Source organism: Serratia sarumanii (assembly GCF_029962605.1).
GTDB lineage: Bacteria > Pseudomonadota > Gammaproteobacteria > Enterobacterales > Enterobacteriaceae > Serratia > Serratia sarumanii.
The window spans coordinates 970,045-995,822 of record NZ_CP124750.1; the positions used below are offsets into that span (position 1 = coordinate 970,045).

27 protein-coding genes are annotated in these 25,778 nt (G+C 62.2%); 23 read left to right on the plus strand and 4 right to left on the minus strand.

Annotated elements, in window-relative coordinates; all coding sequences use genetic code 11:
• The first annotated feature begins 162 nt into the window (after positions 1-162).
• Both SSARUM_RS04530 and SSARUM_RS04535 read left to right on the plus strand, forming a co-directional pair.
• Positions 163-447, plus strand: coding sequence for a YdgH/BhsA/McbA-like domain containing protein (locus SSARUM_RS04530; protein ID WP_038873191.1), 285 nt, complete (start codon positions 163-165; stop codon positions 445-447).
• Between the two features lie 240 nt (positions 448-687).
• Positions 688-1,245 (plus strand): class I SAM-dependent methyltransferase, encoded by a 558-nt coding sequence (locus tag SSARUM_RS04535; protein WP_060423257.1) that lies wholly within the window; start codon positions 688-690, stop codon positions 1,243-1,245.
• On the opposite strand, the gene SSARUM_RS04540 is transcribed toward SSARUM_RS04535, so the two are convergent.
• Positions 1,246-1,707 carry a GNAT family N-acetyltransferase gene (locus tag SSARUM_RS04540; RefSeq protein WP_060423260.1) on the minus strand — a complete coding sequence of 154 codons (462 nt, stop codon included), beginning with the start codon at positions 1,705-1,707 and terminating at the stop codon, positions 1,246-1,248.
• Between the two features lie 214 nt (positions 1,708-1,921).
• On the opposite strand from SSARUM_RS04540, the gene SSARUM_RS04545 reads away from it, so the two are divergent.
• The 4 genes from SSARUM_RS04545 to aroL all read left to right on the plus strand — a co-directional run bounded on the left by SSARUM_RS04545 (position 1,922) and on the right by aroL (position 6,359).
• Positions 1,922-3,037, plus strand: coding sequence for an ABC transporter substrate-binding protein (locus SSARUM_RS04545; protein WP_033637257.1), 1,116 nt, complete (start codon positions 1,922-1,924; stop codon positions 3,035-3,037).
• Positions 3,030-5,153 carry a TonB-dependent siderophore receptor gene (locus SSARUM_RS04550; RefSeq protein ID WP_033647355.1) on the plus strand — a complete coding sequence of 708 codons (2,124 nt, stop codon included), beginning with the start codon at positions 3,030-3,032 and terminating at the stop codon, positions 5,151-5,153. Before SSARUM_RS04545 ends, SSARUM_RS04550 begins: the two co-directional genes overlap by 8 nt.
• A 53-nt stretch (positions 5,154-5,206) precedes the next feature.
• The gene (locus SSARUM_RS04555; protein ID WP_060429604.1) at positions 5,207-5,725 is read left to right on the plus strand and encodes a GNAT family N-acetyltransferase; all 519 of its coding nucleotides are present in this window, start codon (positions 5,207-5,209) and stop codon (positions 5,723-5,725) included.
• Positions 5,726-5,834: 109 nt separating this feature from the next.
• Positions 5,835-6,359 carry a shikimate kinase AroL gene (gene aroL, locus SSARUM_RS04560; RefSeq protein WP_060429607.1) on the plus strand — a complete coding sequence of 175 codons (525 nt, stop codon included), beginning with the start codon at positions 5,835-5,837 and terminating at the stop codon, positions 6,357-6,359.
• Between the two features lie 36 nt (positions 6,360-6,395).
• On the opposite strand, the gene SSARUM_RS04565 is transcribed toward aroL, so the two are convergent.
• Positions 6,396-7,139, minus strand: coding sequence for a helix-turn-helix domain-containing protein (locus tag SSARUM_RS04565; protein WP_060420435.1), 744 nt, complete (start codon positions 7,137-7,139; stop codon positions 6,396-6,398).
• 96 nt (positions 7,140-7,235) lie between these two features.
• Here SSARUM_RS04565 and SSARUM_RS04570 point away from each other — a divergent pair, with 96 nt between their 5' ends.
• From SSARUM_RS04570 to ppnP, 14 genes are all read left to right on the plus strand, one after another.
• Positions 7,236-7,640 (plus strand): nuclear transport factor 2 family protein, encoded by a 405-nt coding sequence (locus SSARUM_RS04570; RefSeq protein ID WP_060420433.1) that lies wholly within the window; start codon positions 7,236-7,238, stop codon positions 7,638-7,640.
• Between the two features lie 47 nt (positions 7,641-7,687).
• Positions 7,688-7,888, plus strand: a complete 201-nt coding sequence (locus tag SSARUM_RS04575) for a YaiA family protein (protein ID WP_004940491.1) — start codon at positions 7,688-7,690, stop codon at positions 7,886-7,888.
• Positions 7,889-8,032: 144 nt separating this feature from the next.
• A complete protein-coding gene (locus SSARUM_RS04580) occupies positions 8,033-8,533 on the plus strand; it encodes an RNA polymerase sigma factor (protein ID WP_033653296.1) in 501 nt (166 codons plus the stop codon).
• A 76-nt stretch (positions 8,534-8,609) separates the two neighbouring features.
• Positions 8,610-9,563, plus strand: a complete 954-nt coding sequence (locus SSARUM_RS04585) for a FecR family protein (RefSeq protein WP_033647347.1) — start codon at positions 8,610-8,612, stop codon at positions 9,561-9,563.
• Positions 9,564-9,719: 156 nt separating this feature from the next.
• Positions 9,720-12,419, plus strand: coding sequence for a TonB-dependent receptor (locus SSARUM_RS04590; protein WP_060429609.1), 2,700 nt, complete (start codon positions 9,720-9,722; stop codon positions 12,417-12,419).
• 78 nt (positions 12,420-12,497) lie between these two features.
• The gene (locus SSARUM_RS04595) at positions 12,498-13,067 is read left to right on the plus strand and encodes a heme acquisition protein HasA (RefSeq protein ID WP_033647344.1); all 570 of its coding nucleotides are present in this window, start codon (positions 12,498-12,500) and stop codon (positions 13,065-13,067) included.
• A gap of 72 nt (positions 13,068-13,139) precedes the next feature.
• The gene (locus tag SSARUM_RS04600; protein WP_060387810.1) at positions 13,140-14,921 is read left to right on the plus strand and encodes a type I secretion system permease/ATPase; all 1,782 of its coding nucleotides are present in this window, start codon (positions 13,140-13,142) and stop codon (positions 14,919-14,921) included.
• Positions 14,918-16,249 (plus strand): HlyD family type I secretion periplasmic adaptor subunit, encoded by a 1,332-nt coding sequence (locus SSARUM_RS04605; protein WP_060387340.1) that lies wholly within the window; start codon positions 14,918-14,920, stop codon positions 16,247-16,249. The genes SSARUM_RS04600 and SSARUM_RS04605 overlap by 4 nt, the downstream gene beginning before the upstream one ends.
• 2 nt (positions 16,250-16,251) lie before the next feature.
• Positions 16,252-17,040 (plus strand): energy transducer TonB, encoded by a 789-nt coding sequence (locus tag SSARUM_RS04610; protein WP_060429611.1) that lies wholly within the window; start codon positions 16,252-16,254, stop codon positions 17,038-17,040.
• Positions 17,041-17,293: 253 nt separating this feature from the next.
• Positions 17,294-18,067 carry an IclR family transcriptional regulator gene (locus SSARUM_RS04615; protein WP_060429613.1) on the plus strand — a complete coding sequence of 258 codons (774 nt, stop codon included), beginning with the start codon at positions 17,294-17,296 and terminating at the stop codon, positions 18,065-18,067.
• A gap of 219 nt (positions 18,068-18,286) precedes the next feature.
• A complete protein-coding gene (locus SSARUM_RS04620; protein WP_043146698.1) occupies positions 18,287-19,843 on the plus strand; it encodes an OPT/YSL family transporter in 1,557 nt (518 codons plus the stop codon).
• A gap of 34 nt (positions 19,844-19,877) precedes the next feature.
• A complete protein-coding gene (locus tag SSARUM_RS04625; protein WP_033647333.1) occupies positions 19,878-20,807 on the plus strand; it encodes a DUF1177 domain-containing protein in 930 nt (309 codons plus the stop codon).
• A 4-nt stretch (positions 20,808-20,811) separates the two neighbouring features.
• Positions 20,812-21,489 (plus strand): AroM family protein, encoded by a 678-nt coding sequence (locus SSARUM_RS04630; protein ID WP_060429615.1) that lies wholly within the window; start codon positions 20,812-20,814, stop codon positions 21,487-21,489.
• Between the two features lie 211 nt (positions 21,490-21,700).
• The gene (ppnP, locus tag SSARUM_RS04635) at positions 21,701-21,991 is read left to right on the plus strand and encodes a pyrimidine/purine nucleoside phosphorylase (RefSeq protein WP_004940463.1); all 291 of its coding nucleotides are present in this window, start codon (positions 21,701-21,703) and stop codon (positions 21,989-21,991) included.
• Positions 21,992-22,056: 65 nt separating this feature from the next.
• Here ppnP and rdgC read toward each other — a convergent pair whose 3' ends face one another.
• Complete coding sequence (gene rdgC / locus SSARUM_RS04640; RefSeq protein WP_004940461.1) at positions 22,057-22,968, minus strand: recombination-associated protein RdgC; 912 nt, start codon at positions 22,966-22,968, stop codon at positions 22,057-22,059.
• Between the two features lie 216 nt (positions 22,969-23,184).
• Here rdgC and mak point away from each other — a divergent pair, with 216 nt between their 5' ends.
• The 3 genes from mak (at position 23,185) to SSARUM_RS04655 (ending at position 24,818) form a co-directional block, all read left to right on the plus strand.
• Positions 23,185-24,099, plus strand: a complete 915-nt coding sequence (mak, locus tag SSARUM_RS04645) for a fructokinase (protein WP_033647331.1) — start codon at positions 23,185-23,187, stop codon at positions 24,097-24,099.
• A gap of 102 nt (positions 24,100-24,201) precedes the next feature.
• Positions 24,202-24,435, plus strand: a complete 234-nt coding sequence (locus SSARUM_RS04650; RefSeq protein WP_033637280.1) for a type II toxin-antitoxin system Phd/YefM family antitoxin — start codon at positions 24,202-24,204, stop codon at positions 24,433-24,435.
• The gene (locus SSARUM_RS04655; protein ID WP_033637281.1) at positions 24,432-24,818 is read left to right on the plus strand and encodes a type II toxin-antitoxin system VapC family toxin; all 387 of its coding nucleotides are present in this window, start codon (positions 24,432-24,434) and stop codon (positions 24,816-24,818) included. Before SSARUM_RS04650 ends, SSARUM_RS04655 begins: the two co-directional genes overlap by 4 nt.
• Here the strand turns inward: SSARUM_RS04655 and licT are convergent.
• A complete protein-coding gene (licT, locus tag SSARUM_RS04660; protein ID WP_041033609.1) occupies positions 24,815-25,663 on the minus strand; it encodes a BglG family transcription antiterminator LicT in 849 nt (282 codons plus the stop codon). The two genes, SSARUM_RS04655 and licT, sit on opposite strands and share 4 nt — an antisense overlap.
• Between the last annotated feature and the right edge of the window lie 115 nt (positions 25,664-25,778).

Sequence of the window (25,778 nt, forward strand, 5' to 3'; positions counted from 1 at the left end):
AAAGTCATTTCCGCCTTAAAATACACACTCGCTCTCACTTCCTCCTTATTCTCCTCACAATGATTGATGTTCTTTACGTTGCATGACGTCCGTTTTCATTGGCTAGCGGATAATTAACATCACTGACAACGAGCTAATAAACAAGAACACCTGGAGTCAATCATGAAACTTATCCCAAGCATCGCAGCAGTATTGATCGCCGCCGCTTCCTTCTCCACTTTCGCCGCGCCGCTGTCGTCGGTGAAACAGGTCAACAGCGAACAGGCCGCCAATCTGCAAAGCCTCGGCGTGGTGTCGGTTTCCGGCATTAGCGGCTCACCGCATGACGCCATTCACGCCCTGAAAGAAAAAGCCGCGGCGGACGGCGCCGGCCATTACCGCATTATCGGTCTGGACACCCCCGGGGATTCCAGCAACTGGCGCGGCAATGCGGAAATTTATCGCTAAGCGTTGGTTTTTTACCCTCTGGCCACGGCAACGTGGCCAATAAAATAAACGGTCGTAATAATTATCTGATAGGGCGCGCGTGGGCGGCTTATTTTCAGGTCATTATTACGACCGTTTTGTATTTTTCCGCTGCGACTGAGGTTGCATTTTATTACAACTGTGTCCGCCGCTTTCGGAATCATGTTAATGAATACTTAAGAAATTCGGCTCACATTGAGGGCTTAACCCAAGGAGGCCTCAATGTTAAATGCGACCCGGCTGCAACTGATGAATCACTTCGCTTACCTGCAGCAATTTATGGCTTCACCGCGCACCGTCGGTACGCTGGCGCCTTCTTCCCCGTGGCTGTGCCAGGCGATGCTGAACCAGGTTGAATGGACCCGGGCGCTGTCGATCGCGGAGCTGGGGGCGGCGGACGGCGTATTGACCAAACGCATTCTGGGGAGGATGCGCGCCGATGCGGCGCTGGAGGCTTTCGAGATCCAACCGCATTTCGTGCATCGGCTGCGGGGGATAGACGATCGGCGGCTGCAGGTGATGGCCCATTCGGCGACCCAAATGGCCACGGATTATGACGTGGTGTTTTCCTGCCTGCCGCTGCTGTCGATCCCGGTCAGGATCAGCGTGCGCATCCTTCAGCAGGCCCGGCAGCGGCTGCTGGCGCGCAACGGCACGCTGGTGCTGTTTCAATACAGCCACCTGTCGGAAAAATTGCTGTCCCGCTATTTTCACTGGAAGCGCCTGCGGGTGGTGCGCAATTTCCCGCCGGCGCTGGTGTATGTCTGTACGCCGCGTTAACTACAGCGTTTTCACCATCACCACCACGTCTTCGTCATACTGCCGCCGGCGTTCCAGAGGCTGCCAACCCCAGCCGGCGTACAGCGCTTCCGATTTGTCGGTGATGAGATGCAAAATCGAATGATGGCGCTGCCGCGCCGCTTCGACGATCGCCATCTCCAGGCGGTGGGCAATGCCCTTGCGGCGGTGATCGGGATGCACGAAGACGCCGGCCAGCCACGGGGTGAGATCCTGGCGCTGATGATCGTCGCTGGGCCACAGGCTGGCCATGCCCACCGGGCGATCGCCGTCGATCATCATCAGCGTCAGGTGATCGTCGCTTGGCCGGCTGCATTGGGCGAAGCGCAGCTGGGTGCGCTCCAGCGTGCCGCCGCGTTGTGAACCCCACTGGCCGAAGGCCCAGGCGGCGCACACATCGGCAAACTGCGGGCACTCCGACAGCGGAATAATGCGTTGATCCATGGATGTCTCCCTATTTTGGTGGTTTCCGCTCTATTTAACCGATTTCCCCGCCATTTTTTTAACTTTTTAAAGCCGCTCTTTTAGCTGTTTCGCCATGTTTCGCCGCGCGCCCGGCGCCGTTTCCCGGATTTCTTTTGGCAATCGCCGTGCAGGATTGCAAGTGCTAATGAGAGTGATTATCATGCGCACACTATTTCCCCGTGTCGGCTTAATCATGCGCAATTCCCTCATTTTACTGCTGCTTTCCCTGTGCTTCGGCGTGTTCTCCGCTCAGGCGAAGACGGTGACCGATATCACCGGCCGCCAGGTCGTGGTGCCGGACAACCCGCAGCGCATCGTGGTGGGGGAAAGCCGCATGCTGTATACGCTGGCGCTGCTGGAGCCGGGCAACCCGGCGCAGCGCATCGTCGGCTGGCCGGCGGATCTGGCGCGGTTCGATGCACAAAGCTGGCAGCTCTATACGCAGAAGTTCCCGCAGATCGCCGCGATCCCCATTATCAGCGGTAATAACTTCCGCCAGGTCAATATTGAAAGCCTGCTGCAGCTGAAGCCGGATCTGGTGATCCTGGCGCGCTACGCGCGTGAAGACGGCGACAACGATCTGCTGGTTTCCGCGCTGAACAAGGCCGGCGTGGCGGTAATCTACGTCGATCTGCGCATCGATCTGCTGAACAACACCGTGCCGAGCGTGCGGCTGCTGGGCGAAGTGCTCAATCGCCGGCAGCGCGCCGAGCAGTTCATCGCGTTTTATCAGCAGCATATGGCGGTGATCCGGCAACGGCTGGCGGGCTATCAGGGGCCGAAGCCCAAAGTGATGCTGCACCTGCATCTGGGGCGGCGCGACACCTGCTGCACCACCGCCGCGCACGGCAATCTCGGCGATCTGCTGACCTTCGCCGGCGGCGACAACATCGCCAACGCCAGCGTCAAAGGGGTGTATGGCGAACTGAACCCGGAAACCATTCTGAGCGCCAATCCCGACGTTTACCTCGCCACCGGCATGGCCGGCCCGCAGGGCAAACGGCTGTCCGATCTGCGCCTCGGGCCGCAGGTCAGCCAACAGGACGCCGCCGACAGCTTCCGCCGGCTGATCGCCAAACAGCCGATGCTGGCCAGCCTGCAGGCGGTGAAAAACCATCGCGCCTGGAGCGTCTGGCACAATTTTTACCTCAGCCCGTATCACGTGGTGCTGGTCGAGATGTTCGCCAAAGCGTTTTACCCGGATCTGTTCGCCGACATTAACCCGCAGCAGACCTTCCAACAGCTGTATCAGCAGTTTTTGCCGTTACCTTTTTCAGGGACCTATTGGAGTCAGTTAGATAATGAATAACAACAAGCGCGGCTGGTGGTGCGCGTTGCCTTTGGCGGCCTGCGCGACATCGCCGACGTGGGCGGCGGAAAAAGCCGCATCGAAAGAAGAAAGCCTGGTGGTGATTGGCCGCAAAGACGCCGACGGCGTGCAGAGCTATCAGCCGTTGACCAGCGTCACCGGCACCCGCAGCGAAACCAGCCTGCTGAACGTGCCGCAGGCGATCGACGTGGTGCCGCAGCAGGTGATTACCGATCAGGCGGTCAGCAGCCTGGACGAAGCGCTGTACAACGTCAGCGGCATTACCCAGGCCAACACGCTGGGCGGCACCCAGGACGCGGTCATGAAACGCGGCTTCGGCGACAACCGCGACGGCTCCATTCTGCGCGACGGCGTGCGCTCGGTGCAGGCGCGCAACTTCACGCCGACCACCGAGCGGGTGGAGGTGCTCAAGGGGCCGGCCTCGATGCTGTACGGCATGGGCGAGCCGGGCGGGATGATCAACATGATCACCAAAAAGCCCCAGCTGCAGCAGCATACCCACGTGGAAGGCTGGGGCAGCAGCTTCAACGGCGGCGGCGGCCAGCTTGACGTTACCGGGCCGCTCGGCACGTCGGGGTTCGCCTATCGCATGATCGTCGACCACGATGAAACCGATTACTGGCGCAACTTTGGCCGCAATCGCCAGACGGTGATCGCGCCGTCGTTGATGTGGTACGGCGAGAACACCACCGTGCGCTTGGCCTATGAACATATGGAATATCTGGTGCCGTTCGATCGCGGCACCATTATCGATTCGCGCACCGGCAAACCGGTGAATACGCCGCGCGATCGCCGTTTCGACGAAGCCTATAACGCCACCCGCGGCGATCAGGACAGCGTTACCCTGCAGATCGATCAAACGCTCAACGAGCGTTGGAAAAGCTCACTGACCTACGCCTACAGCCGCAACAGCTACAGCGACAACCAGGCGCGCGCCACGGCGCTGAACCCGGAGAGCGGCGTATTGAGCCGCCAGGCCGACGCGACCGCCAACGCCGTCAGCCACGCCAACGCGGTGCAGCTGACGCTCAATGGCGACGTGGACTGGGGCAGCATCAACCACCAGATGCTGTTCGGCTTCGATTTTGAAGATAACCGTACCTACCGCGGCGACATGATCCGCGGTAAAAAGAACAGCGATTTCAATATCTATCATCCGGTATACGGCCTGATGCCGCCGTCAACCGCGGTCAGCGCCAAAGACAGCGACCAGCGGGAAAACCTCACCAGCTACGGCTGGTTTATGCAGGATTCCATCCAGCTGACCGATAAATGGCTGGTTATGGGCGGGCTGCGTTACGACGCTTTCGACGTTTATGCCGGCAAGGGGCGGCCGTTCCAGACCAATACCGACAGCTCGGACAGCAAGCTGGTGCCGCGCGCCGGGGTGGTCTACAAGCTGACGCCTTATGTGTCGCTGTACAGCAGCTATACCGAGTCGTTCAAGCCGAACTCTTCCATCGCCACCCAAATTGGTTCGCTGCCGCCGGAGCAGGGCAAGTCGTGGGAAGTCGGCGGCAAGCTGGCGCTGCCGAACGGCGTTACCGGCACGCTGGCGCTGTTTGACATCACCAAGCGCAACGTGATGGTCAGTGAGCTGGTGGAGGGCGAAACCGTGACGCGCACCGCCGGGCGCGTGCGTTCGCAGGGCGTGGAGCTGGACGTGGCCGGCAATCTCACCGACTCGCTGAGCCTGATCGGTTCCTATGCGTATACCGACGCGCGGGTGGTGGACGATCCGGACAACAAGGGGAAAGAGATGACCAACGTGGCGCGCCACACCGCCTCGCTGTTCCTGACCCAGAATCTGGGCAGCCCGGGCCTGTACAGCGGCGATGAGGTGCGCATCGGCGCCGGCGCGCGTTACGTGGGCCGCCGCCCGGGTGACGCCGCCAACAGCTTCTACCTGGATAATTACACCGTTGCCGATGCGTTCGCCGCTTATACCATGCCGATCAACGGCTATCGGGTGAAATGGCAGCTGAACGTGAAGAACCTGTTCGATAAAACCTACTACCCGTCCAGCGGCGGCAACCTGCGCGTGGCGGTGGGGGAACCGCGTGAGGTGGTGCTGCGCGGCAGTGTCGATTTCTAAGCCACGGGCGGTGAAATTTGCTTAAATAACCGCCCCAACGTTAAGGAGAACCCATGAGCCTGCAGATTCGTTTGGCGCAGCAGCGGGATATCGTGCACTTGATGGCGGTTGAACGTTCGGCGGCGCAGCTGTTTCGCCAGCAGCCGGAATGGCGCTTTATCGCCGAAGGCGAGGTGATGGCCCCGCAGCAGCACGCCGCATTTATCGCCGAGCACCGTGAATGGCTGGCGCAAAGCGACAACGGCGAGTGCGCCGGTTTTATTGCCGTGCAGGCTCAGGGGGAAGATTGGCACATCGCCGAATTGTCGGTCGCCGGCACCTGGCAGCGGCAGGGCGTCGGCCGTCGCCTGATCGGCGCGGTGGCGGAAGAGGCCAAACGGCAGGGCGCGGGCCGCCTGACGCTCACCACCTTCATCGAGGTGCCGTGGAATGCGCCTTACTACCGGCGGCTGGGATTCCGGCCGCTTGACGACGCGCGGCTCACGGCCGCTCTGCGGCGGCACCTGGATGAGGATCTGGCGCACGGCTTTGCCGCAGGCAGTCGCTGTGCCATGGAATTTACACTATCGTAAATATTGAAATACAGAGCGGGCAGGGTATGATGCTGCCACCACGCCATCGCACCCGCTCGGTATTTTGGTATGCAATGCACTCAAGTCACCGCATAAGGGACAACCCGTAATGACACAAACCCTGTTCATGATAGGCGCTCGCGGAGCCGGCAAGACCACGGTAGGCAGCGCATTGGCGCTGGCGTTGGGCTATCAGTTCGTCGATACCGATCTGTTTATGCAGCAGGCGGCGCAGATGAGCGTGGCGGAAATGGTCGAGCGCGAGGGCTGGCTGGGGTTCCGCCGCCGCGAGATCATCGCGTTGCAAACCGTGACCAAGCCGTCAACTATAGTTGCCACCGGCGGCGGGGCGATCCTGGCGGAGGAGAACCGTCAGTTTATGCGCCAGCATGGCACCGTTATCTACCTGCGCGCGCCGGCCAGCGTGTTGGCGCAGCGGTTGGAAGAGTACCCGGAAGATGCGCAGCGCCCGACGCTCACCGGCAGACCGATCGCCGAGGAGATGCTCGAGGTGCTGGCGGCGCGCGAAGCGCTGTATCAGGACGCCGCGCATTACGTGATAGACGGCACCGCCGATCCGCAGCGGGTGGTGGAACAAATCCTCGCGGTGTTGCCGCGTGAGACGGTGAAGTAACCCTTTCTTCTCTTCGGGCGCCGGGCGCCCGTTTTCCTATTCCGTTTGCCGAGCCGGCGCAAAGTACGCCCCGGGCGTGACGCCGAAGCGGCGACGAAAGGCGGCGATATAGGCGCTGACGTTGTCATAGCCACAGGCGTCGGCCACCTCGCCGACCGCTTTGCCGCGTGATAATCCCTCCAGTGAACGCAATACCCGCGCCTGCTGGCGCCACAGCGCGAAGCTGATGCCGGTTTCCTGCAGAAAGCGGCGGCTCAGGGTGCGCGGGCTGAGCCCGGCCCAAATGGCCCAGTCGCGCTGGCTGCGCGGGCTGGCGGGATCGTTCAGCAGCGCCCGGGCGATGTTCAGCAACCGGGCGTCCTGCGGCAGCGGCAATTGTAACGGCGCGCGGCTTGCCGCGTGCATTTCGTCCAGCAGCACCTGCAGCAGCCGCCGTTGCGGCGCGCTCAGCGGGCCGGCGGGGAACTGCGCGATGCGCTCCACCAGGGCCTGCAACAGCGCAGAGGCCGTGAACAGCTGCGGCTGCGGCGGCATCTCCGGCACGCTTCCCACCGGCAGATACAGATTCCAGCCCGCCACGTCGCCGCAGGCCAGCGCCTGATGGGCGCATCCTGGCGGCAGCCAGCCCAGCGTACCGCCGGTGATCGCCCATTGCCGGCCCGGGAGTTCCATTGCCAGCATGCCGCGCGTCAAGAGATAGATCTGGCCGCCTTCGTGCCGGTGCCAGGGCGTCAGGTGCTTTTTTTCATGCTGAAGGCGTTGGCTGCGGATCTGCGTCATATTGGCCGTTTATCGTTATTGAAAGTCTTGATGTGGTTATTATGCCATCGCCTGGTCGGGATAGGATCGCCGTTCACCCTATTTCGGAGAAACCTGATGACTCAACTTACCCCACTGAACCTGGTGCTCGATACGCTGCAGCAGGTCGTCGCCAGCCCGGAGCACCGGCCAACGCAGCTCGCCGCCCGTTTCAGCGCAGACTACCGCCAGCAGGTGGATGGCAAGGTGCTGAACTTCGAGCAGTTTGAGCAACACATGGCGCTGCTGAAGCGGCAAACCCGGCGCATGACGCTGAGCGTGATCGCGGCGGCGGAGCGGGGCGAGGTGGTGCTGACCCACCATCTGGTCGAGGTGGAAAAGCGCGACGGCTCCTGCAGCCGCGTGCGGGTGCTGGCGCACTTCACCGTGCGTGAGGGCCGCATTTGCGCCTGCGATGAACTGACCGAGCTGCTGGCGGGCGCGCCCGGCGATCGCGATCTTGGCTCGCGCGTGTCGGAATGAGGGCGGCTGCTATACTTGCTACTGTGTGAATCACACGGGAGAACGGCATGCGCGAAAATGATCAACCTGCTTATCCACGGAGCGCCCGCGTCGTAGAGGTGTTTCGGGGCGACCCGAACCTGCATCTGCGCCGTTTTGAAGTGCGCACCGACGACATTGAGCCGAATACGCTGCTCAGTGAACATGAAACCGAGCAGGAAGCGCTTGACGCCAAGCATCGCTATGAGGACGAGGCGTTAGAGCTCTGACCTGCAGCCCAGCGGAAACCGGCGCCAGGCCGGTTTCCCGTTTATCCCCGCCTTAGCACATATTTCCCAGAACAATATTGATAATGATAATCATTTATGTGATTTTTATCGCCCCTATTGGGTGTTTCACTTCTGGGAAAAGAGATGTCCAATTCCGAGTTGCAGGCGTTGTTTCTGCGCCATATGCGGCCGCTGCAAGCCTATTTGAACGCCAAACTGCGCGACCCTCAGCTGGCTGCGGACTTGGCGCAGGAAAGTTTTACCCGCCTGACCGAGCAGTATCCGCAGGGTAATATTCTCGATATCGAGGCCTACCTGTACAAAACCGCCAAAAACCTGATGCTCGACCATCTGCGCCAGCAGCAGCGGCGGCAGACCGAAGCGGTCGAAGACGACGTTCTGGCGCAGTATCCCTCCGGTGAACCGGCGCTTGAACAACTGGCGATCGATAGCCAATTGCTGCAGCTGTTGCAACAGGCGCTGGCGGACATGCCGCCGCGCACGCAGCAGATTTTCCGCCTTAACCGGCTCGATGGCCTGACCCAGGCGCAGGTGGCGGCGCAGCTGGGCGTGTCGCTCAGCACGGTGGAAAAACACTTGGCCAGCGCGCTCGAGCGGCTGATGGCGCGGATGGAAGAACAATAATGGCAATTTTTTTACGGGTTTATCCGCGCTCAGACGTCTTAACCTATAACCAGAAAAAACAGAGGTCTATGCCATTATGAAACCGCTAACCGCACAGGCGCGACAGCAGGCGGCCGCCTGGGCCGTGAGCCTGGCCGAAGGGGCGCTGCCGGCCGATCGGCGGCGAGCGCTGGACGCCTGGCTGGCCGCCGATCCGCAGCATCCGGCGGCGCTGCGTCAGGCTCGCCTGCTGTGGACGACGCTGGGGCAGCTGCCGCCAGAGCAGCGGCAGGCGTTACAACCGCAGGTGGCGGCGCTGAAAACGCCATCTCGCCATCGATGGCCCCGCTGGGCGGTGGCGGCGGCGGTGGCGATCGCCGTTTCCTTCGGCGTTTATCGCGGGCCGGATCTGTGGATCGGCATGCAGGCGGATTATCAAACCGTTCGCGGCGAGGTGCGCGAAGTGGCATTGCCGGACGGCAGCCGGGTGGCGCTGGACAGCGGCAGCGCGATCGCACTGGCGTATTCCGCAGGCGAACGCAAGGTGCGGCTGCTGAGCGGCGCCGCCTATTTTATCGTCGCGCCGTTAGGTGGGGCGGAAAGCCGCCCATTCAGGGTGGAGGCGGAAAACGGCGTCACTCAGGCGCTGGGCACCGAGTTCAGCGTGGCGCGCACCGAACAGGGCGTGGACATCAGCGTGCATCAGCACAGCGTGCGGGTGACGCTTGAGCGCGGTGAGCGCTCGCTGGTGGTCGCGCAACGCCAGGCGGCGCATTACCGCAACGGGCAGCTGCAGCTGACGCGGCAAACGGCCGGCGATGACGCCTGGCGGCGCGGCTGGCTGGTGATCGACCGCCAACCGCTGACGCAGGCGCTCGCGCAGCTCAACCGCTATCGCGCGACCCGCATCGTGGCGGTCAATCCCGCGCTAAGAGCGCGCACGGTGAGCGGCGTGTTTGCGCTCAATAAACTCGACGACGGCGTCGGCGCCATTCGTCAGGAACTCTCCGCCCGCCAACTGAATCTCCCCGGCATCACGCTGCTTTACTGAGCGGCGCAGGCGGGCCGGGATGCCCGTTTCGCCGCTATTTTCACTTTCTGTAAAAAATCTTTACGGGTTTTTGCCTCCCGGAACGTCCTTATGTTTAAACGAGATTGATTTCCATTATCACTTGGTTTGGCATTCTTTCGGGTGGAACACACACGCATGTTTATTCACAAGGGAACCACGCCGGCCGGCCGATTGGCCACGGCGGTACGCGCCGCGCTGGCGGCGATGATGTTGACTCAGCCGGCTGTGGCGCTAGCCGCCCAGGCTGAGGCGAACGGCGCGCAGGCTGCACAGCAAAAGCATTTCAACATTGCGGCGCAGCCGCTGCAAAGCGCCATGTTGCGCTTCGCCGAGCAGGCCGGCATGCAGGTATTTTTCGACGAGGTGAAGCTCGATGGCATGCAGGCGGCGGCGCTGAACGGCAGCATGAGCGTTGAACAGGGCCTGCGGCGCTTGATCGGCGGCAATCCGGTGGCTTTCCGCCTGCAGCCGCAGGGGCAGATCGTATTGAGCCGGCTGCCGACGGCGAACGGCGACGGCGGTGCGCTGGCGCTGGACAGCCTGACGGTGCTGGGCGCCGGCGGCATCAACGCCAACGATTGGGTTTACGACGAACCGCGCTCGGTCAGCGTCATCAGCCGCGAACAGATGGACAACCGCCCGGCGCGACACGCGGCCGATATTCTGGAGCAGACGACGGGGGCCTATTCCAGCGTCAGCCAGCAAGATCCGGCGCTGTCGGTCAACATCCGCGGCATACAAGACTACGGCCGGGTGAACATGAACATCGACGGCATGCGGCAGAATTTTCAAAAGAGCGGCCATGGCCAGCGTAACGGCACCATGTACATCGATTCCGAACTGCTGACCGGCGTGACCATCGACAAGGGCACCACCGGCGGTATGGGCAGCGCCGGCACGCTCGGCGGCATCGCCACCTTCAATACCGTCAGCGCGAGCGATTTCCTGGCGCCGGGCAAAGAGCTGGGCGGCAAGCTGCACGCCAGCACCGGCGATAACGGCACCCACTTCATCGGCAGCGGCATACTGGCATTGGGCAACGAAACCGGCGATATGCTGCTGGCCGCCAGCGAACGCCACCTCGGCGACTATTGGCCCGGCAACAAGGGCGACATCGGCAACATTCGCATCAATAACGACACCGGCAATTACGATCGCTACGCCGAGAGCATCAAGAACAACAAAATCCCCGACACTAATTACCGCATGCACTCGCGGCTGGCCAAGGTGGGCTGGAATCTGCCCGCCAACCAACGCCTGCAATTGAGCTATCTGCAGACCCAGACCGCGTCGCCGATCGCCGGCACCTTGACCAACCTGGGCACCCGGCCGCCTTATGAACTGGGCTGGAAGCGCACCGGTTACAGCGACGTGATGGCGCGCAACGCGGCGTTCGACTACAGCTTGGCGCCGGAAGGCGTCGACTGGCTCGATTTTCAGGCCAAGCTGTATTACGTCGATACTCAGGACGACAGCGACACCTACAGCACCAGCTCGCTGCTGGACAACGGCTACGCGACGCGCACCCGCCTGCGCACCTATGGCGCGCAGGCGCAAAACACCTCGCGTTTCAGCCTGGCGCCGGGGCATGACTTCCGCGCCAACTACGGGCTGGAGTTCTATTACGACAAAGCGACCAGCGACTCTTCCCGTGAGGGTATGGAAGGGGTGACGCCGGCCGGCAACCGTTCGGTCGGCAGCCTGTTCGCCAACCTGACCTACGACTACGACGGCTGGCTGACGCTGGAGGGGGGGCTGCGTTACGACCGCTATCGCCTACGCGGCCAGACCGGCCTGAGCTATCCGGATTTGGCCAAGGATGGGCAACGCTACACGATTGACAATCCTTGCAAAGCGTTGCGTCTGACCGGCTGTTCAACCACGACCCGCGAAGATTGGGACGTGGATCGCGATCAGGGCAAGCTGTCGCCGACGCTGGCGGTGGCGGTGCGCCCCGGCGTGGAGTGGCTTGAGCTGTATACCACCTACGGCAAATCCTGGCGGCCGCCGGCGATCACCGAAACGCTGACTAACGGCAGCGCGCACAGTTCTTCCACGCAATACCCCAACCCGTTCCTGCAGCCCGAGCGCTCGCGCGCCTGGGAAGTCGGGTTCAACGTGCAGCAGCCGGATCTGTGGTTTGAGGGCGATCGGTTGGTGGCCAAGGTGGCCTACTTCGACACCAAAGTGGATAACTACATCAACCTGGCGATAGACCGCAATAAACCGGGGCTGGTGCAGCCGAGCATCGGCAATGCCGCTTACGTCAACAACCTGTCTAAAACCCGCTTCCGCGGGCTGGAGTACCAGCTCAACTATGACGCCGGGGTGTTCTACGCCGACCTGACCTACACCCACATGATCGGTAAAAACGAGTTCTGCTCGAACAAGGCCTGGTTGGGAGGGCGTCTGCGCTACGGCGACGGATCGCGTCGCGGCAACTTCTATGTTGAGCCGGATGCCGCTTCCAATGACTTCGTCACGTGTGACGGGGGGACGCAGTTCGGCTCCGCCGCCTACCTGCCGGGCGATCGCGGCTCGGTGACGCTGGGCGGCCGCGCCTTCGATCGCAAGCTGGACGCCGGGGTGACCGTGCGCTTCGCGCCGGGCTATCAGGACAGCTCGGTGCCATCCAACTACCCGTACCTGGCCGACTGGCCGAAGTACACCCTGTTCGATCTGTACGCCAGCTACAAGCTGACCGACAGCCTGACGCTGCGCGGCTCGGTGGAGAACCTGACCAACCGCGCCTACGTCGTCAGCTATGGGGAGACGCTGGCCAATACCCTCGGGCGCGGCCGCACCGTGCAGGGCGGGGTGGAATACCGTTTTTAAGCAGTAAAAGGGCGTTGCTCATCCTTGAGCACAAGGGCTGCCTCGCAAGGGGCGCCGTTCATCAATGGAGATAGAGAAATGGCATTTTCAGTCAACTATGACAGCAGCTTTGGCGGTTACAGCATTCATGACTATCTGGGCCAATGGGCTTCGACATTCGGTGATATCAACCATACCAACGGTAATGTCGTCGAAGGCTCAAACAGCGGTGGCTTCTACGGCGGCCGGTTGTCCGGTAGCCAATACGCCGTGACCAGTACGGATAACCATGTCACGTCGGTCGTGGCGGGTGGCAACCTGACCTACACGCTGTTCAATGAACCTGCGCATACCCTATACGGCCAGCTGGATTCCCTGTCATTCGGCGACGGTTTGAGCGGTGGCGATACATCACCGTACAGCATTCAGGTGCCTGACGTCAGCTTCGGCGGCCTGAACCTCAGCAGCCTGCAGGCGCAGGGCCACGATGGCGTGGTGCACCAGGTGGTGTACGGCCTGATGTCCGGCGATACCGGCGCGCTGGAGACCGCGCTGAACGGCATCCTCGACGACTACGGCCTGAGCGTCAACTCCACCTTCGATCAGGTGGCGGCGGCGACGGCGGTGGGCGTGCAGCATGCCGACAGCCCGGAACTGCTGGCGGCCTGATCGTGGCCGTTTGCCCGCCGGCGCCGCGCGCCCCGGCGGGCATTTTCTCGTTTTTAGCCGATGGAAAACGCCATGAAAAACGCCGTCAGGCGCGGAGAAGTGATGAGCGTGCTGGCCGCATACCGGCGCGTATTTTGGGGCATCGCACTGTTTACCGCGGTGATCAACCTGTTGATGTTGGCACCGGCGCTGTACATGCTGCAGGTCTACGATCGCGTGTTGCCGTCGGGCAACCGCATGACGCTGGCGATGCTGACCCTGATGGTGGTCGGCCTTTACCTGTTTATGGGGCTGCTGGAGTGGGTGCGCAGCCAGGTGGTGATCCGCCTCGGCGCCCAGATGGATATGCGCCTGAATCAGCGAGTCTACGACGCCGCCTTCGAAACCAATCTGAAAACCGGCAACCCGCTGGCGGGGCAGGCGCTGAACGATCTGACCAACCTGCGCCAGTTCGCCACCGGCAATGCGCTGTTCGCCTTTTTCGATGCCCCCTGGTTCCCGGTTTATCTGCTGGTGGTTTTTCTGCTCCACCCCTGGCTTGGCGCGTTGGCCAGCGCCGGGGTGATCGTGCTGGTGCTGCTGGCCTGGCTCAACCAGCGGGTGTCGCAGGCGCCGCTCGCGGAGGCCGGCCGGGTCGCGCTGAGCGCCACGCAGCAGGCCAACGGCAACCTGCGCAATGCTGAAGCCATCGCCGCCATGGGGATGCTGACCGATTTGCGCCTGCGCTGGCTGCGGCAGCATCAGCAGTTCCTGCTGCTGCAGAACCGCGCCAGCGAGAAAATCGCCGCCGTCACCGCCTGGTCGAAAACCGTGCGGCTGGCGCTGCAGTCGCTGATGTTGGGCTGTGGCGCGCTGCTGGCGGTCAACGGCGACATTACGCCGGGCATGATGATCGCCGGATCGATCCTGATCGGCAGGGTGCTGGGGCCGATCGATCAGTTGATAGGCGCCTGGAAGCAGTGGTCGTCGGCGCGCCAGTCCCTGCAGCGGCTGGAGGTGATGCTGGCCGCCAACCCGCCGCAGGCGGCGAGCCTGCCGCTGCCGGCGCCCAGCGGCGCATTGGCCGTGAATCAGCTGAGCGCCAGCGCGCCTGGCGGGAGCGCGCCGGTGTTGCACGGCGTCAGTTTTCGTCTGGAGGCCGGCGAGGTGCTGGGCGTCATTGGCGCGTCCGGCTCCGGCAAAACGCTGCTGATGCGCCAACTGGTCGGCGCGCTGACGCCGCTCAGCGGCGACGTGCGGCTGGACGGTGCGGATCTTCGGCAGTGGGACAAACAGCAACTGGGGCCGCATATCGGCTACTTGCCGCAGGATATCCAGCTGTTCGCCGGCACCCTGACGGAAAATATCGCCCGCTTTGGCCAGGTTGACGCCGAGAAGGTGGTGGCCGCCGCCGCGCTGGCCGGCGTGCACCAACTGATCCTGCATTTGCCCAAAGGGTATGAAACCGAGCTGGGCGAGGGTGGCAGCGGCCTGTCCGGCGGCCAGCGTCAGCGGGTGGCGCTGGCGCGCGCGCTGTATGGCTCTCCGGCGTTGGTGGTATTGGACGAACCGAACGCCAACCTCGATCGCGAAGGGGAAGAGGCGCTGCAGCGGGCGATCGAAGCGCTGAAAAAGCGCGGCACCACCATCGTGTTGGTGACCCACAAACCGGCTATTCTGGCGACGACCGACAGATTGCTGGTGCTGGCCGCCGGCCAGGTGCAGCACTTCGGCCCCAGCGACGCCATCCTGAAAAAACTGCCTGGTTTTACGCCCGCGGCCGTACCGGCCAACGCCGGCCGCAGCAGCGGCGGCGGTTTCAACGTCAACTACGCCAATTTTGCCAAAACGGCCAGCGGTGAACGAAAAGTATGAGCAATCAGAGTGTGATCCCCGGCGATATCGACGCGCTTTCCCGGCAGTTCGACGAAGGGCGCCACCTGCGGCTCGGTGGTTGGCTGGTGCTGTTGGGATTTGGCGGTTTCCTGCTGTGGGGGCTGTTGGCGCCGCTGGATAAGGGTGTGCCGGTCTCCGGCAGCGTGGTGGTGGCCGGCAACCGCAAGGCGGTGCAGCACCCGAGCGGCGGCGTGGTGTCGCAAATTCAGGTGCATGAGGGCGACCGGGTCAGCGCCGGGCAGGTGCTGCTGCTGATGGATACCGTCGACAGCCGCACCCAGCGCGATGCGCTGCGCAGCCAGCAGTTGAGCAACGCCGCGCAGCGGGCGCGGCTGCAGGCCGAGCGCGATGGCCTGCAGGCGATCGTTTTCCCCGCGTTGTTGCAAGCGCGGCGGGAGGAGCCGGAGGTGATGTCGTTGATGCTGTTGCAACAGCAGCTGTTCACCAGCCGCCGTGCGGCGTTGCAGAGCGAGCTGGCGGCGATCGCGGAGAGCATCGCCGGATCGCAGGCGATGCTGGAGGGGATCCGGCAGTCTTACGCCAGCAAGCAGCGGCAAAAGGCCATGTTGCAGGAGCAGCTGAGCGGCATGCGCAAGCTGGCGGCGCAAGGGTATGTGGCGCGCAACCGGCTGCTGGATCTGGAAGGGCAGTATGCGCAGATCGACGGCCAGGCGTCCGAAGACACCGGCAATATCGGCCGCCTGGGGCGCCAGATCCTAGAGCTGAAGCTGCGGGCGATCCAGCGGCGGGAAGAATATCAGAAAGAGGTCAGCAGCCAACTGGCCGAGGTGCGGATGAAGCTGGACGAGCTGGATAACCGCCTGGCCAAAGCGGAGGCCGATCTGGGCCATACGCAGGTGAAAGCGCCGGTGGCGGGCACCGTGGTGGGGCTGAGCGTGTTCACCGAAGGCGGTGTGATCGGCGCCGGTCAGCAACTGATGGAGATCGTGCCCAGCGATCGGGGGCTGCAGGTGGAGGCGCGTATTCCGGTCGAACTGATTGACAAGGTGCAGGTGGGCTTGCCGGTCGAGCTGTTGTTCTCGGCGTTTAACCAAAGCACCACGCCGCGCGTCGAGGGCGAAGTGACGCTGGTCGGGGCCGATCGCCTGACCGACGAGAAAAGCGGTGCGCCCTATTACAGCGTGCGCGCCAAGGTCAGCGAAGCGGGCCTGCAGCGGTTGAACGGGTTGGAGATCCGCCCAGGGATGCCGGTCGAAGGGTTCATCCGCACCGGCGAGCGTTCGATGATGAACTACCTGTTCAAACCGCTGACCGATCGCCTTCATCTGGCGCTGACGGAAGAGTGAGCATGTCGGTTTCGCCGCTGCCTTTTGCCGCGCCCGGCGCCGCCATGCCCTGGCGCCGTTGCCTGGTGCTGGTGCTGGCGCTGCACCTGCTGGCCGCGGCGCTGCTCTGGCCCTGGCGAGACAAGGCCGCGCCGGCGTGGGTGCCGCCACCGGCGGTCATGGTGGTGATGGCCGCCGCACCGCTGGCCCCGGCCGAGGTAAAACAACCGCCAGGACAAAGGACGCCGCCGCCTCAGGTTGAACCGCCGGCGCCGGAACCCTTGCCGACGGTGAAGGTGCCTGAAGCCGCACGGCCGAACATCGCCGTACCGCCGAAGCAGAAAAAACCGCCCAAGCCGGTGAAGAAAACCCTCCCGCCGCGCACACCGCCGCAGGAGAAAACGATCGCGCCGCCGAAGGTTCAGGAGCAAAGCGTCGGTGCGCCACCGCCGGGCCGGGCGGATAAAACGGCCGCGCCGCAAACCCGCCTGACGCCCTATGCTCAAGCGGGGGTGGACAACTGGCGCAGCCGCATCAGCGGCCGCCTGAATCGCTTTAAACGTTACCCCAAAGACGCATTGCGGCTGAAGCGCCAGGGCGTCGGGCAGGTGCGTTTCACGTTGGACAGGCAGGGCCATGTGCTGGCGGTGACGCTGGTCAGCAGCGCCGGGCTGCCGTCGCTGGATCGCGAAATCCAGGCGCTGGTCAAGCGCGCTTCGCCGTTGCCTACGCCGCCGGCGGACGCCTACGTCAACGGCACGGTGGAATTGACGTTGCCGATCGATTTCAGTTTGCGCGGCGCAAGTTTTTGAGCCGCGACAATATCTCTCCCTGATAAAATCATTTTTCAGCAGCTTGTCCTGCCATTCATTATTTTCAAAGCGTATCGTTATTTTATTTGGCGCGGCGGAGTTGGCGTTCTGCGCGATATTTTCATTTAAAAAGCACGAATGCCTTTTATTTTACGGCTGACAAAAAATAAACAGCTTGACGCTGCGGAGTTCGGGTTTTAGTTTTTAATTATAAAATAGGAACTGAGTTCCATATAGTGGAACAAGGCGGATCATGACAACGCTGGAAAATGCCGCTGCGGTATTAAAACTCTTTTCTCAACAACGCGTGATGCATGGCCAACCGGGCATTGCATTCAGCGACGTGGTAGATCAATTGGCGCTGCCGAAAAGCACGGTATCGCGCCTGCTGCAGAGCATGGAAAATCAGGGCATGCTGGAGCGCGATCCCGATAGCCGGCGTTACCGCATCGGCGCGCTGTTGCTGGCGGCATCCAGCCACTACCTGTCGATGCCGCTGGTGGACAACCTGGCGGCCAGCATGGCGCAGCTGTGCCGCCAGACGGCGTGTACCGGCTACCTCTCGGTGCTGGAGGGGCAGGAGATCATGGTGATGCGCATGTTCCCCGGCCGCCACTTTTTGCAGGTGGTCACCCCGGCGGGCTACCGTTCACCGGCGGCGGAAACCTCGGTTGGTCGGGCGATACTGGCGCGTGAAAGCGACGAGCAGGTTCGGGCGCGTTACGCCGGCGGTTACCGGGCGGCTTCGCCCAATGCGCCGCAAACGCTGGATGCGCTGCTGCAGAAGTTGCAGCAGGTGAGGCGCCAGGGCTGGTCGCTGGCGCGCAATGAAACTTTGAACGGCATCAGTTCGCTGGCGACCGCGCTGGTGAACAAGCACGGCAGCGAGACGGTGGGGCTGTGTCTGTCCTTCCCTTCGCAGGGCGAGGAACAGCCGTTTGTTCCGGAAATTCTGGCCGAATTAACCGCAGTCAGCCGCCAACTGGCGGAAAAATATGGCGATGATTATTGGCAGCAGATCAACTAACGCGCCGGAGCTATAACGTTTCATCATCATTAACGAGCGCCGACACCAGGGAACTCATTAATTATATTTCACCGTATTTTATTGGTGAGAAATAGACAGGCTAAATAAGAAAATAATCACGTTATGACGCCGGCAGTTCCAAATAATGGAACTGTCGCGGCGAACTATCGTCGGGCGTTATTTCCGGCATGCGGCAGGAAATATTCAGGGATACCAAGCATGAAATCAAATAATCCGCTAAAAGAGGTCGGCACGCTGTTGGTCATGGCGCTGCTTTCGGTGGTGGGGGCGATCATCGGCGTTCAGCTGATCACTACGCTGGGCGTGACGCCCAACACCTCGATCATCGGTGCGCTGATCGCCATGCTGCTGGCACGCATTCCGCTGCAAATGTTTCAACGCTACCGCTCGGTGCACACCCAGAACCTGGCGCAGACGGTGATCTCCTCCGCCACCTTCGGCGCGGCCAACTGTCTGCTGATGCCGATTGCGGTGCCTTACGTGATGGGGCAACCGCAGCTTATTCTGCCGATGTTCTGCGGCGTGGCGGCGGCGATGCTGCTCGACGCCTATCTGCTTTATCGCCTGTTCGATACCAAAGTGTTCCCCGCCGCCAATGCCTGGCCGCCGGGCGTCGCCGCCGCGGAGGCGATTAAAGCCGGCGATCGCGGCGGCAAGCAGGCCTGGCTTCTGGTGGTGGGCGTAGGGGTGGGCATCGCCGGATCAATGCTCAAGATCCCCATGGCGGCCTTCGGCACCGCCTTTATCGGCAATATCTGGGCGCTGAGCATGTTCGGCGTCGGGCTATTGCTGCGGGCCTACGCCGAGCCGGTGGCCGGTTTCGATATTAATGCCCATTTTATTCCGCACGGCGTGATGGTTGGCGCCGGCCTGGTGGCGCTGATCCAGGTCGCGCAGGTGATCCGCAGCCGCCGCGCCGATAGCGCCGGTTATACCCAACCGGACAGCGCGGTAAGCAAAGCGCTCGGCCTGGGGGCGGTCGGCTACATCGCCATCGCCGCGTTTTTGGCTCTGGTCGGCGGGCTGTTTAGCGAGATGTCGCTGCCGATGCTGGCGCTGTTCGTGATTTACGCGGCGTTCGCCGCTTTCGTTCATGAGCTGATCGTCGGTATCGCCGCCATGCACTCCGGCTGGTTTCCGGCGTTCGCGGTGGCGTTGATCACCCTGATCGTCGGTATCCTGATCGGTTTCCCACCGCTGGCGCTGTGCATCCTGACCGGCTTTACCGCCGCCACCGGGCCGGCCTTCGCCGACATGGGCTTTGACTTGAAAGCCGGCTTCATCCTGCGCGGCTACGGCGAGGATCTGCGGCAGGAACTGCTGGGGCGCCGCATTCAACTGTTTGCGGCGCTGATCGCCTTCCTCATCGCCATTCCGGTGGTTTACCTCTCTTACCACAGCTATTTCCTGCAGGACCTGATCCCGCCGGTCGCGCGCGTTTACGCCAAGACCATCGAGGCCGGTGCGCAGCCGGGCATCGCCTGGAGCCTTTTGATCTGGGCGATCCCCGGCGCCGTGGTGCAGCTGATCGGCGGCCCCAAGCGCCAGCTCGGCGTGCTGCTGGCAACCGGCCTGCTGATCAACAACGCCTTGGCCGGGTGGGCGGTGCTGGTGGGCATCGCGCTGCGCGTGGCGATCCTGCGCCGTTGGGGCGATCGCGGCCGCACGCCGATGGAGATCATGGCGGCCGGATTTATCGCCGGCGACGCGCTCTACAACTTCTTCAGCTCGATTTTTTCCAGCAAGGGCAAATAGCCCCTGCCGATGACATTGGTGAGGTAAAACGACCATGAGTTTGCAACAAACGCTGCAGGTTTTTGAATTGATTGATAGCGCATTCGTCAGCGGCCAGGACGTCGTCGACCTGTTTGCGCCTTACCCGGCGATCCGCGCCAGCACCCTGCGCGCCGAGGGGCCGAAGGGCGGCACCGATTTCGTGCGCATCGAGATCCCCGGCAGCGCAGGCAAATTCGCTGGCGGTGCGGCGCCGACGCTGGGCATTATCGGCCGCCTGGGCGGCATCGGCGCGCGGCCGACGCGTATCGGGCTGGTGTCCGACGGCGACGGCGCGATCGCCGCCATTGCCGCCGCGCTGAAGCTGGCGGAGATGCAGCGCAAGGGCGACACGCTGCCGGGGGATGTGATCGTCACCACCCATATTTGCCCGAACGCACCGACCCGGCCGCACGATCCGGTCGATTTTATGGATTCGCCGATCGATGACGTGACGATGAACGATAATGAAGTGGTGCCGGAGGCTGACGCCATCCTGTCGATCGACACCACCAAAGGCAACCGCATCATCAACCACAAAGGCTATGCGCTATCGCCGACGGTGAAAGAGGGCTACATCCTGCGGGTGGCGGAAGATCTGCTGCGCATCATGGAGATGACCAGCGGCCGCCCGGCGGTGACCTTCCCGATCACCACGCAGGACATCACCCCTTACGGCAACGGCGTGCATCACCTCAACAGCATCCTGCAGCCCTCGACCGCTACTGCGGCGCCGGTGGTCGGCGTGGCGATCTGCAGCGAATCGGTGGTGCCGGGCTGCGGCACCGGCGCCAGCCACGAAACGGATATCGCGCTGGCGGTCAAATTCGCGGTGGAAGTCGCCAAAGAATTCGGCCGCGGCACCTGCCGGTTCTACGATGCCGCCGAATACGGCCAGCTGCTGGCGCTGTACGGCAGTCTGAGTCACCTGCAAAAAAGGAGATAGCCCCATGACGGCTTCATTCGCCACGCTGACCATCGGTCAGGCGCCGCGCAGCGATATCATGCCGCTGCTGTCTGCTTATCTGCCGGCGGAGCGGGTGAGGCACGTCGGTTTGCTGGACGGCCTGGATGCCGGGCAGATCGCCGAGCGTTATGCGCCGCAACGGGGCGATAAGCTGCTGGTGTCGCGCCTGTTGGACGGCACGCATGTGACGCTCTGTGCCGCTCGCGTCGAAAGCGGGTTGCAGCAGAAGATCCGCGAGCTGGAGGCGGCGGGATGCCAGGTGATTCTGCTGCTGTGCACCGGCGAATTCGGCCGATTGCAGGCGGAGCAGGCGCTGTTGCTGGAGCCGGATCGCATCATCCCGCCGTTGATCTCCGCGATCGTCGGCGAACACCGCGTCGGCATCGTGGTGCCGGTGGCGGAACAGGTTGGGCAGCAGGCGCGCAAATGGCGGCAGCTGGCGACGCCGCCGAGCTATGCTGTCGCCAGTCCTTATCTGGCGGATGACGCCGCGCTGGAGCAGGCGGCTTGCGCACTGCTGCGGCAGGGGGCGGAGGTGGTGGTGCTCGATTGCATCGGTTATCACCAGCGCCACCGCGCTTTTTTGCAGGCGCGTCTGTCGGTGCCGGTGCTGCTGTCGAACGTTCTGGTCGCCAAGCTGGCCGCAGAGTTAATCGGCTGATTCAAATAGCCATAAATCACCGCTCGGCGCGGCCTCGGGCGCTTTGCGCTCGCGGGTATCCCCGGGTTTCAGCAGCCCTGACTGCCGGAGAGAGGCCCGGCGGCGTTTTCCTCTGCGCCGCGATCGCATTTCGCGCGAAAAACCAGTGACAGATCAACCGCAATCCCCCAATATGGATTTTCCATCAAGATGATTACGCGGGTGCCAGTCTATGCTGAAAGTGAATGAGTATTTTGCCGGAAAAGTGAAGTCTATCGGTTTTGACAGTAGCAGCATCGGTCTTACCAGCGTGGGCGTGATGGAAGAGGGGGAATACACCTTCTCCACCGCGCAGCCGGAAGAAATGACGGTGATCACCGGGGCGCTGAAAGTGCTGCTGCCGGGGGCGCCGGACTGGCAGGTGTTTACGCCGGGTGAGAAGTTCTTCGTGCCGGGGCACAGCGAGTTCAACCTGCAGGTGGCCGACGCGACCGCCTATCTGTGCCGCTACCTGAGCAAATAAATTTTGTTCGTTAGGGAAACGCAGGGCTCAGCGGATGCTGGGCCCTGGTCGTTTCTGCGGCGGGATTAACGCTGGGCTTCGCCGCCGAGCGCTTCGATGGTGTTTTTGATCAACGCCGCCAGCTCGCTGGTCATCAGGATAAAGTCGGCGTCAAAGCGCTGGGCGAAGTCATCGCGATCGATATCGTCGTTCTGCTCGCGCAGCGTGTCGGCGAACTTCAGGCGCTTGAGTGAGCCGTCGTCCGACAGCATCAGCTGAATGCGCTCCTGCCAATCCACCGCCAGCTTGGTCACCAGCTTGCCGGCTTCGATATGCACCGCGATTTCGTCGCTGATCAGATTCTGTTTCTTGCAGCGGATCACGCCGCCTTCTTCCAGAATCGCTTTCAGTTCTGCTTCATCCTGAATGGCGAAACCAGCCGGCATCTCGCCGGAACGCACCCATTCGGTCAGCGTCAGTTCGATCGGGCTTTCCATGGTCAGCGGCACCACCGGCAGCGAGCCGAGGCTTTTGCGCAGCAGCGCCAGCGTATCTTCGGCGCGTTTGGCGCTGGCGGCATCGACCATGATCAGATCGTTGACGGTGTCGATCCACATGAAGGTCTGGTTGAAGCGGCTGAAGGCGCGCGGCAGCAGGCTGTGCAGCACTTCGTCCTTCAGCGCGTCTTTCTCGGTTTTCTTCAGTTTGCGATGTTGTTCCGCCTCCAGGCGCTCAATTTTGGCCTGCAGCTCTTGCTTGATGACCGGCGACGGCAGGATTTTCTCTTCCTTGCGCGCGCAGATGACGATTTGGCCGTTGACCGCGTGCGTCAGCGCATCGCTGTGCGAGCCCATCGGGGAGACCCAGCCGGTCTTGGCCATGTCCTGGCTGCCGCACGGCGTGAAGGCGAACGCGCTGAGTTGTTTTTCCATTTCATCCGCGTTTAACGCCACTTCGCGGCTCAAACGGTAAACCATCAAATTCTTAAACCACAGCATAATGTTATCCCTGGCTGGGCGTGCGCTCGGCACGCTGATTCGTCAAAAGCAGGGCGGCATGATAACGAATTGACGCTGAAAAATCGCCCCATTCTCTCCGAATTGCGTCGCCGACCGCAGCGGAAAAGGCCGGGCGGGGGAGAGGGAAACAGGTGATTCATCCGCGCACTTACATTAGGCTGTGGCAACGCTGCGCGGCATCGAGGAGAAAAATACATGCGCATTGGCATCGATTTGGGCGGGACAAAAATTGAAGTGATTGCGTTGGCGGACGACGGCCGGGAGCTGTTTCGCCATCGCATCGCCACGCCGCGCCATGACTATGGGCAAACCCTGGCGGCGATCGCCGGGCTGGTGAAGCTGGCGGAAGATCATACCGGCGAGCGGGGATCGGTCGGGATCGGCATTCCCGGCACGCTGTCGCCGTTTACCGGGCGGGTGAAAAACGCCAACTCGGTATGGCTCAACGGCCAACCGCTGGACAAGGATCTCTCGGCGCTGTTGGCGCGCGAGGTGCGTATCGCCAACGACGCCAACTGCCTGGCGGTGTCGGAAGCTACCGACGGCGCAGGCGCCGGCGCGCAAGCCGTGTTTGCGGTCATTATCGGCACCGGCTGCGGCGCCGGCGTGGCGCTGAACGGCCAGGCGCATTCCGGCGGCAACGGCATCGCCGGCGAATGGGGCCACAATCCGCTGCCGTGGCAGGATGACGATGAGCTGCGCTACGCCCGCGAAGTGCCGTGCTACTGCGGCAAGCCGGGCTGCATCGAAACCTTTATTTCCGGCACCGGTTTCGCCACCGACTATGCGCGCCTGAGCGGCAACGCGCTGCAAGGGCACGAGATCATGGCGCTGAGCGAGCGGGGCGATGCGCTGGCGGAGCAGGCGATCGTTCGCTACGAAATGCGGCTGGCGAAAGCGTTGGCGCACGTGATCAACATTCTGGATCCGGACGTGGTGGTGCTCGGCGGCGGCATGAGCAACGTGGATCGCCTGTATCGCACCGTGCCGCAGCGGGTGAAAGATTGGGTGTTCGGCGGCGAGTGTGAAACGCCGATCCGCAAGGCGGTGCACGGCGACTCCAGCGGCGTACGCGGCGCAGCCTGGTTATGGCCGCAACAGCAGCGCTAAGCGTTGCAGCAAAGCGCGAGGCTGCTCGCGCTTTAAACCATTCCCTGTACAAAAACTGGACGGCGCTTTATGCTTTAGCTAACTTAGCTAAGGAGGACGCGTATGCCGATTCAGGCCAATATGCACGAAGCCAAATCCAATCTGAGCCAGCTGGCGGACAGAGCCGCGGAGGGAGAAACCGTGATTATTGCAAAAGCAGGGAAGCCGTACGTACAGCTGGTCGCCATCCAGGGCGAAGCGCGCCGGCCCGGCGCCGCCAAGGGCAAGTTTACCGTGCCGGCGGATTTCAACGCGGGGGATGCGGCCATTGCGGCGCTGTTTGAGGGCGATGCATGAAGCGCCTGCTGCTGGATACCCACGCGTTGCTGTGGTGGCTGATTGATGACGCCTGCCTGGGCGCGAACGCCAAAAGGCAGATCGCCGATCCGGGCAATGCGGTGTACGTCAGCGCGGCTAGCATTTGGGAGATCTCGATCAAGCAGGCGCTGGGCAAGCTGGCGTTGCCGGAAGACATCTTTGCGATCATCGAGGCCGAAGATTTTCTGGCGCTGCCGATGGACGCCTTTCATTGCCAACAGGCCGGGCAACTGCCGCCCTATCATCAGGATCCTTTCGATCGCATGCTGATCGCACAGGCACAGGCCGAGGGGCTGACGCTGATCTCCGCCGACGCGGTGTTTCCGCAGTACGGCGTGCGGGTGGCGGACGCCCGCCGTTAAGCCGGTTTTTCCTCGCTTTCGCTGCGCACCCGTTCGATATGAATGGTCAGGAACATCATCTCTTCCGTGGTGAGCTGGTGCTGATAGTGCTTTTCGATGTGGCGGTTGATCTTACCGGCGCAGGCGAATGACTCACGGTATTTCTCTTTCACCACCTGATACAGCGAGTCGTCGTCGCTGTCGACGTAGTTTTTCCCCAGCAGGCGCTGGGCAAAGAATTTCAAATGGGTGACGAAACGGTGGTAGCTCAGGGCTTCCTCGTTGTAATCAAAGCGGAAGTGGTATTTGACCAGGTTGAGGATCTCTTGCATCACGCGGGTGATGTGCAGCGTGTTGTGCATCTCGTCGTTAAGCTGGGCGTTGACCAGGTGCAAGGCGATAAATCCGGCCTCGTCTTCCGGCAGCGCGGTATTCAGCCGCTCGGCGATCAAGGCCAGCGCCTCCAGCCCGACGGCGAACTCGGCCTGATAGAGCTTTTTAATCTCCCACAGCAACGCATTTTTGATATCCAATCCTTCCGCGTGGCGCTGCAGAGCGAAATGGATGTGGTCGGTCAGCGTGATGTAGACGATGTTATGCAACTTGCCCGGCAGCCGTTCGCGGGCGAGGGTAATAATCCGGTCGGCGGTGGTGACGCAGGCCAACGGGATCTCGGAGAGCAGCTCTTTATAGCGCTCGGCGATTTCACCGCCGTTATGGGTGAACACCTTTTCGATCAGGCTTTCGTCCAGCGTGTCGCCGGGCTTCTTTTTAAAGCCGATTCCTTTTCCCATTACCACCGTCTCTTCCTGACGGTCGTCCAGCGTAATCACCACGTTATTATTGAGTATTTTAGCGATTTTCATGGTCTTTCCCGGTGTTTCAGCATCCTGAAAACGAAAAAACCTGACGCCCGGGAGCGATCCCGGGCGTCAGGTTTTGCCTGTATTTTATGTTTCTGTCCTGCGGCCTGAGCGGCGG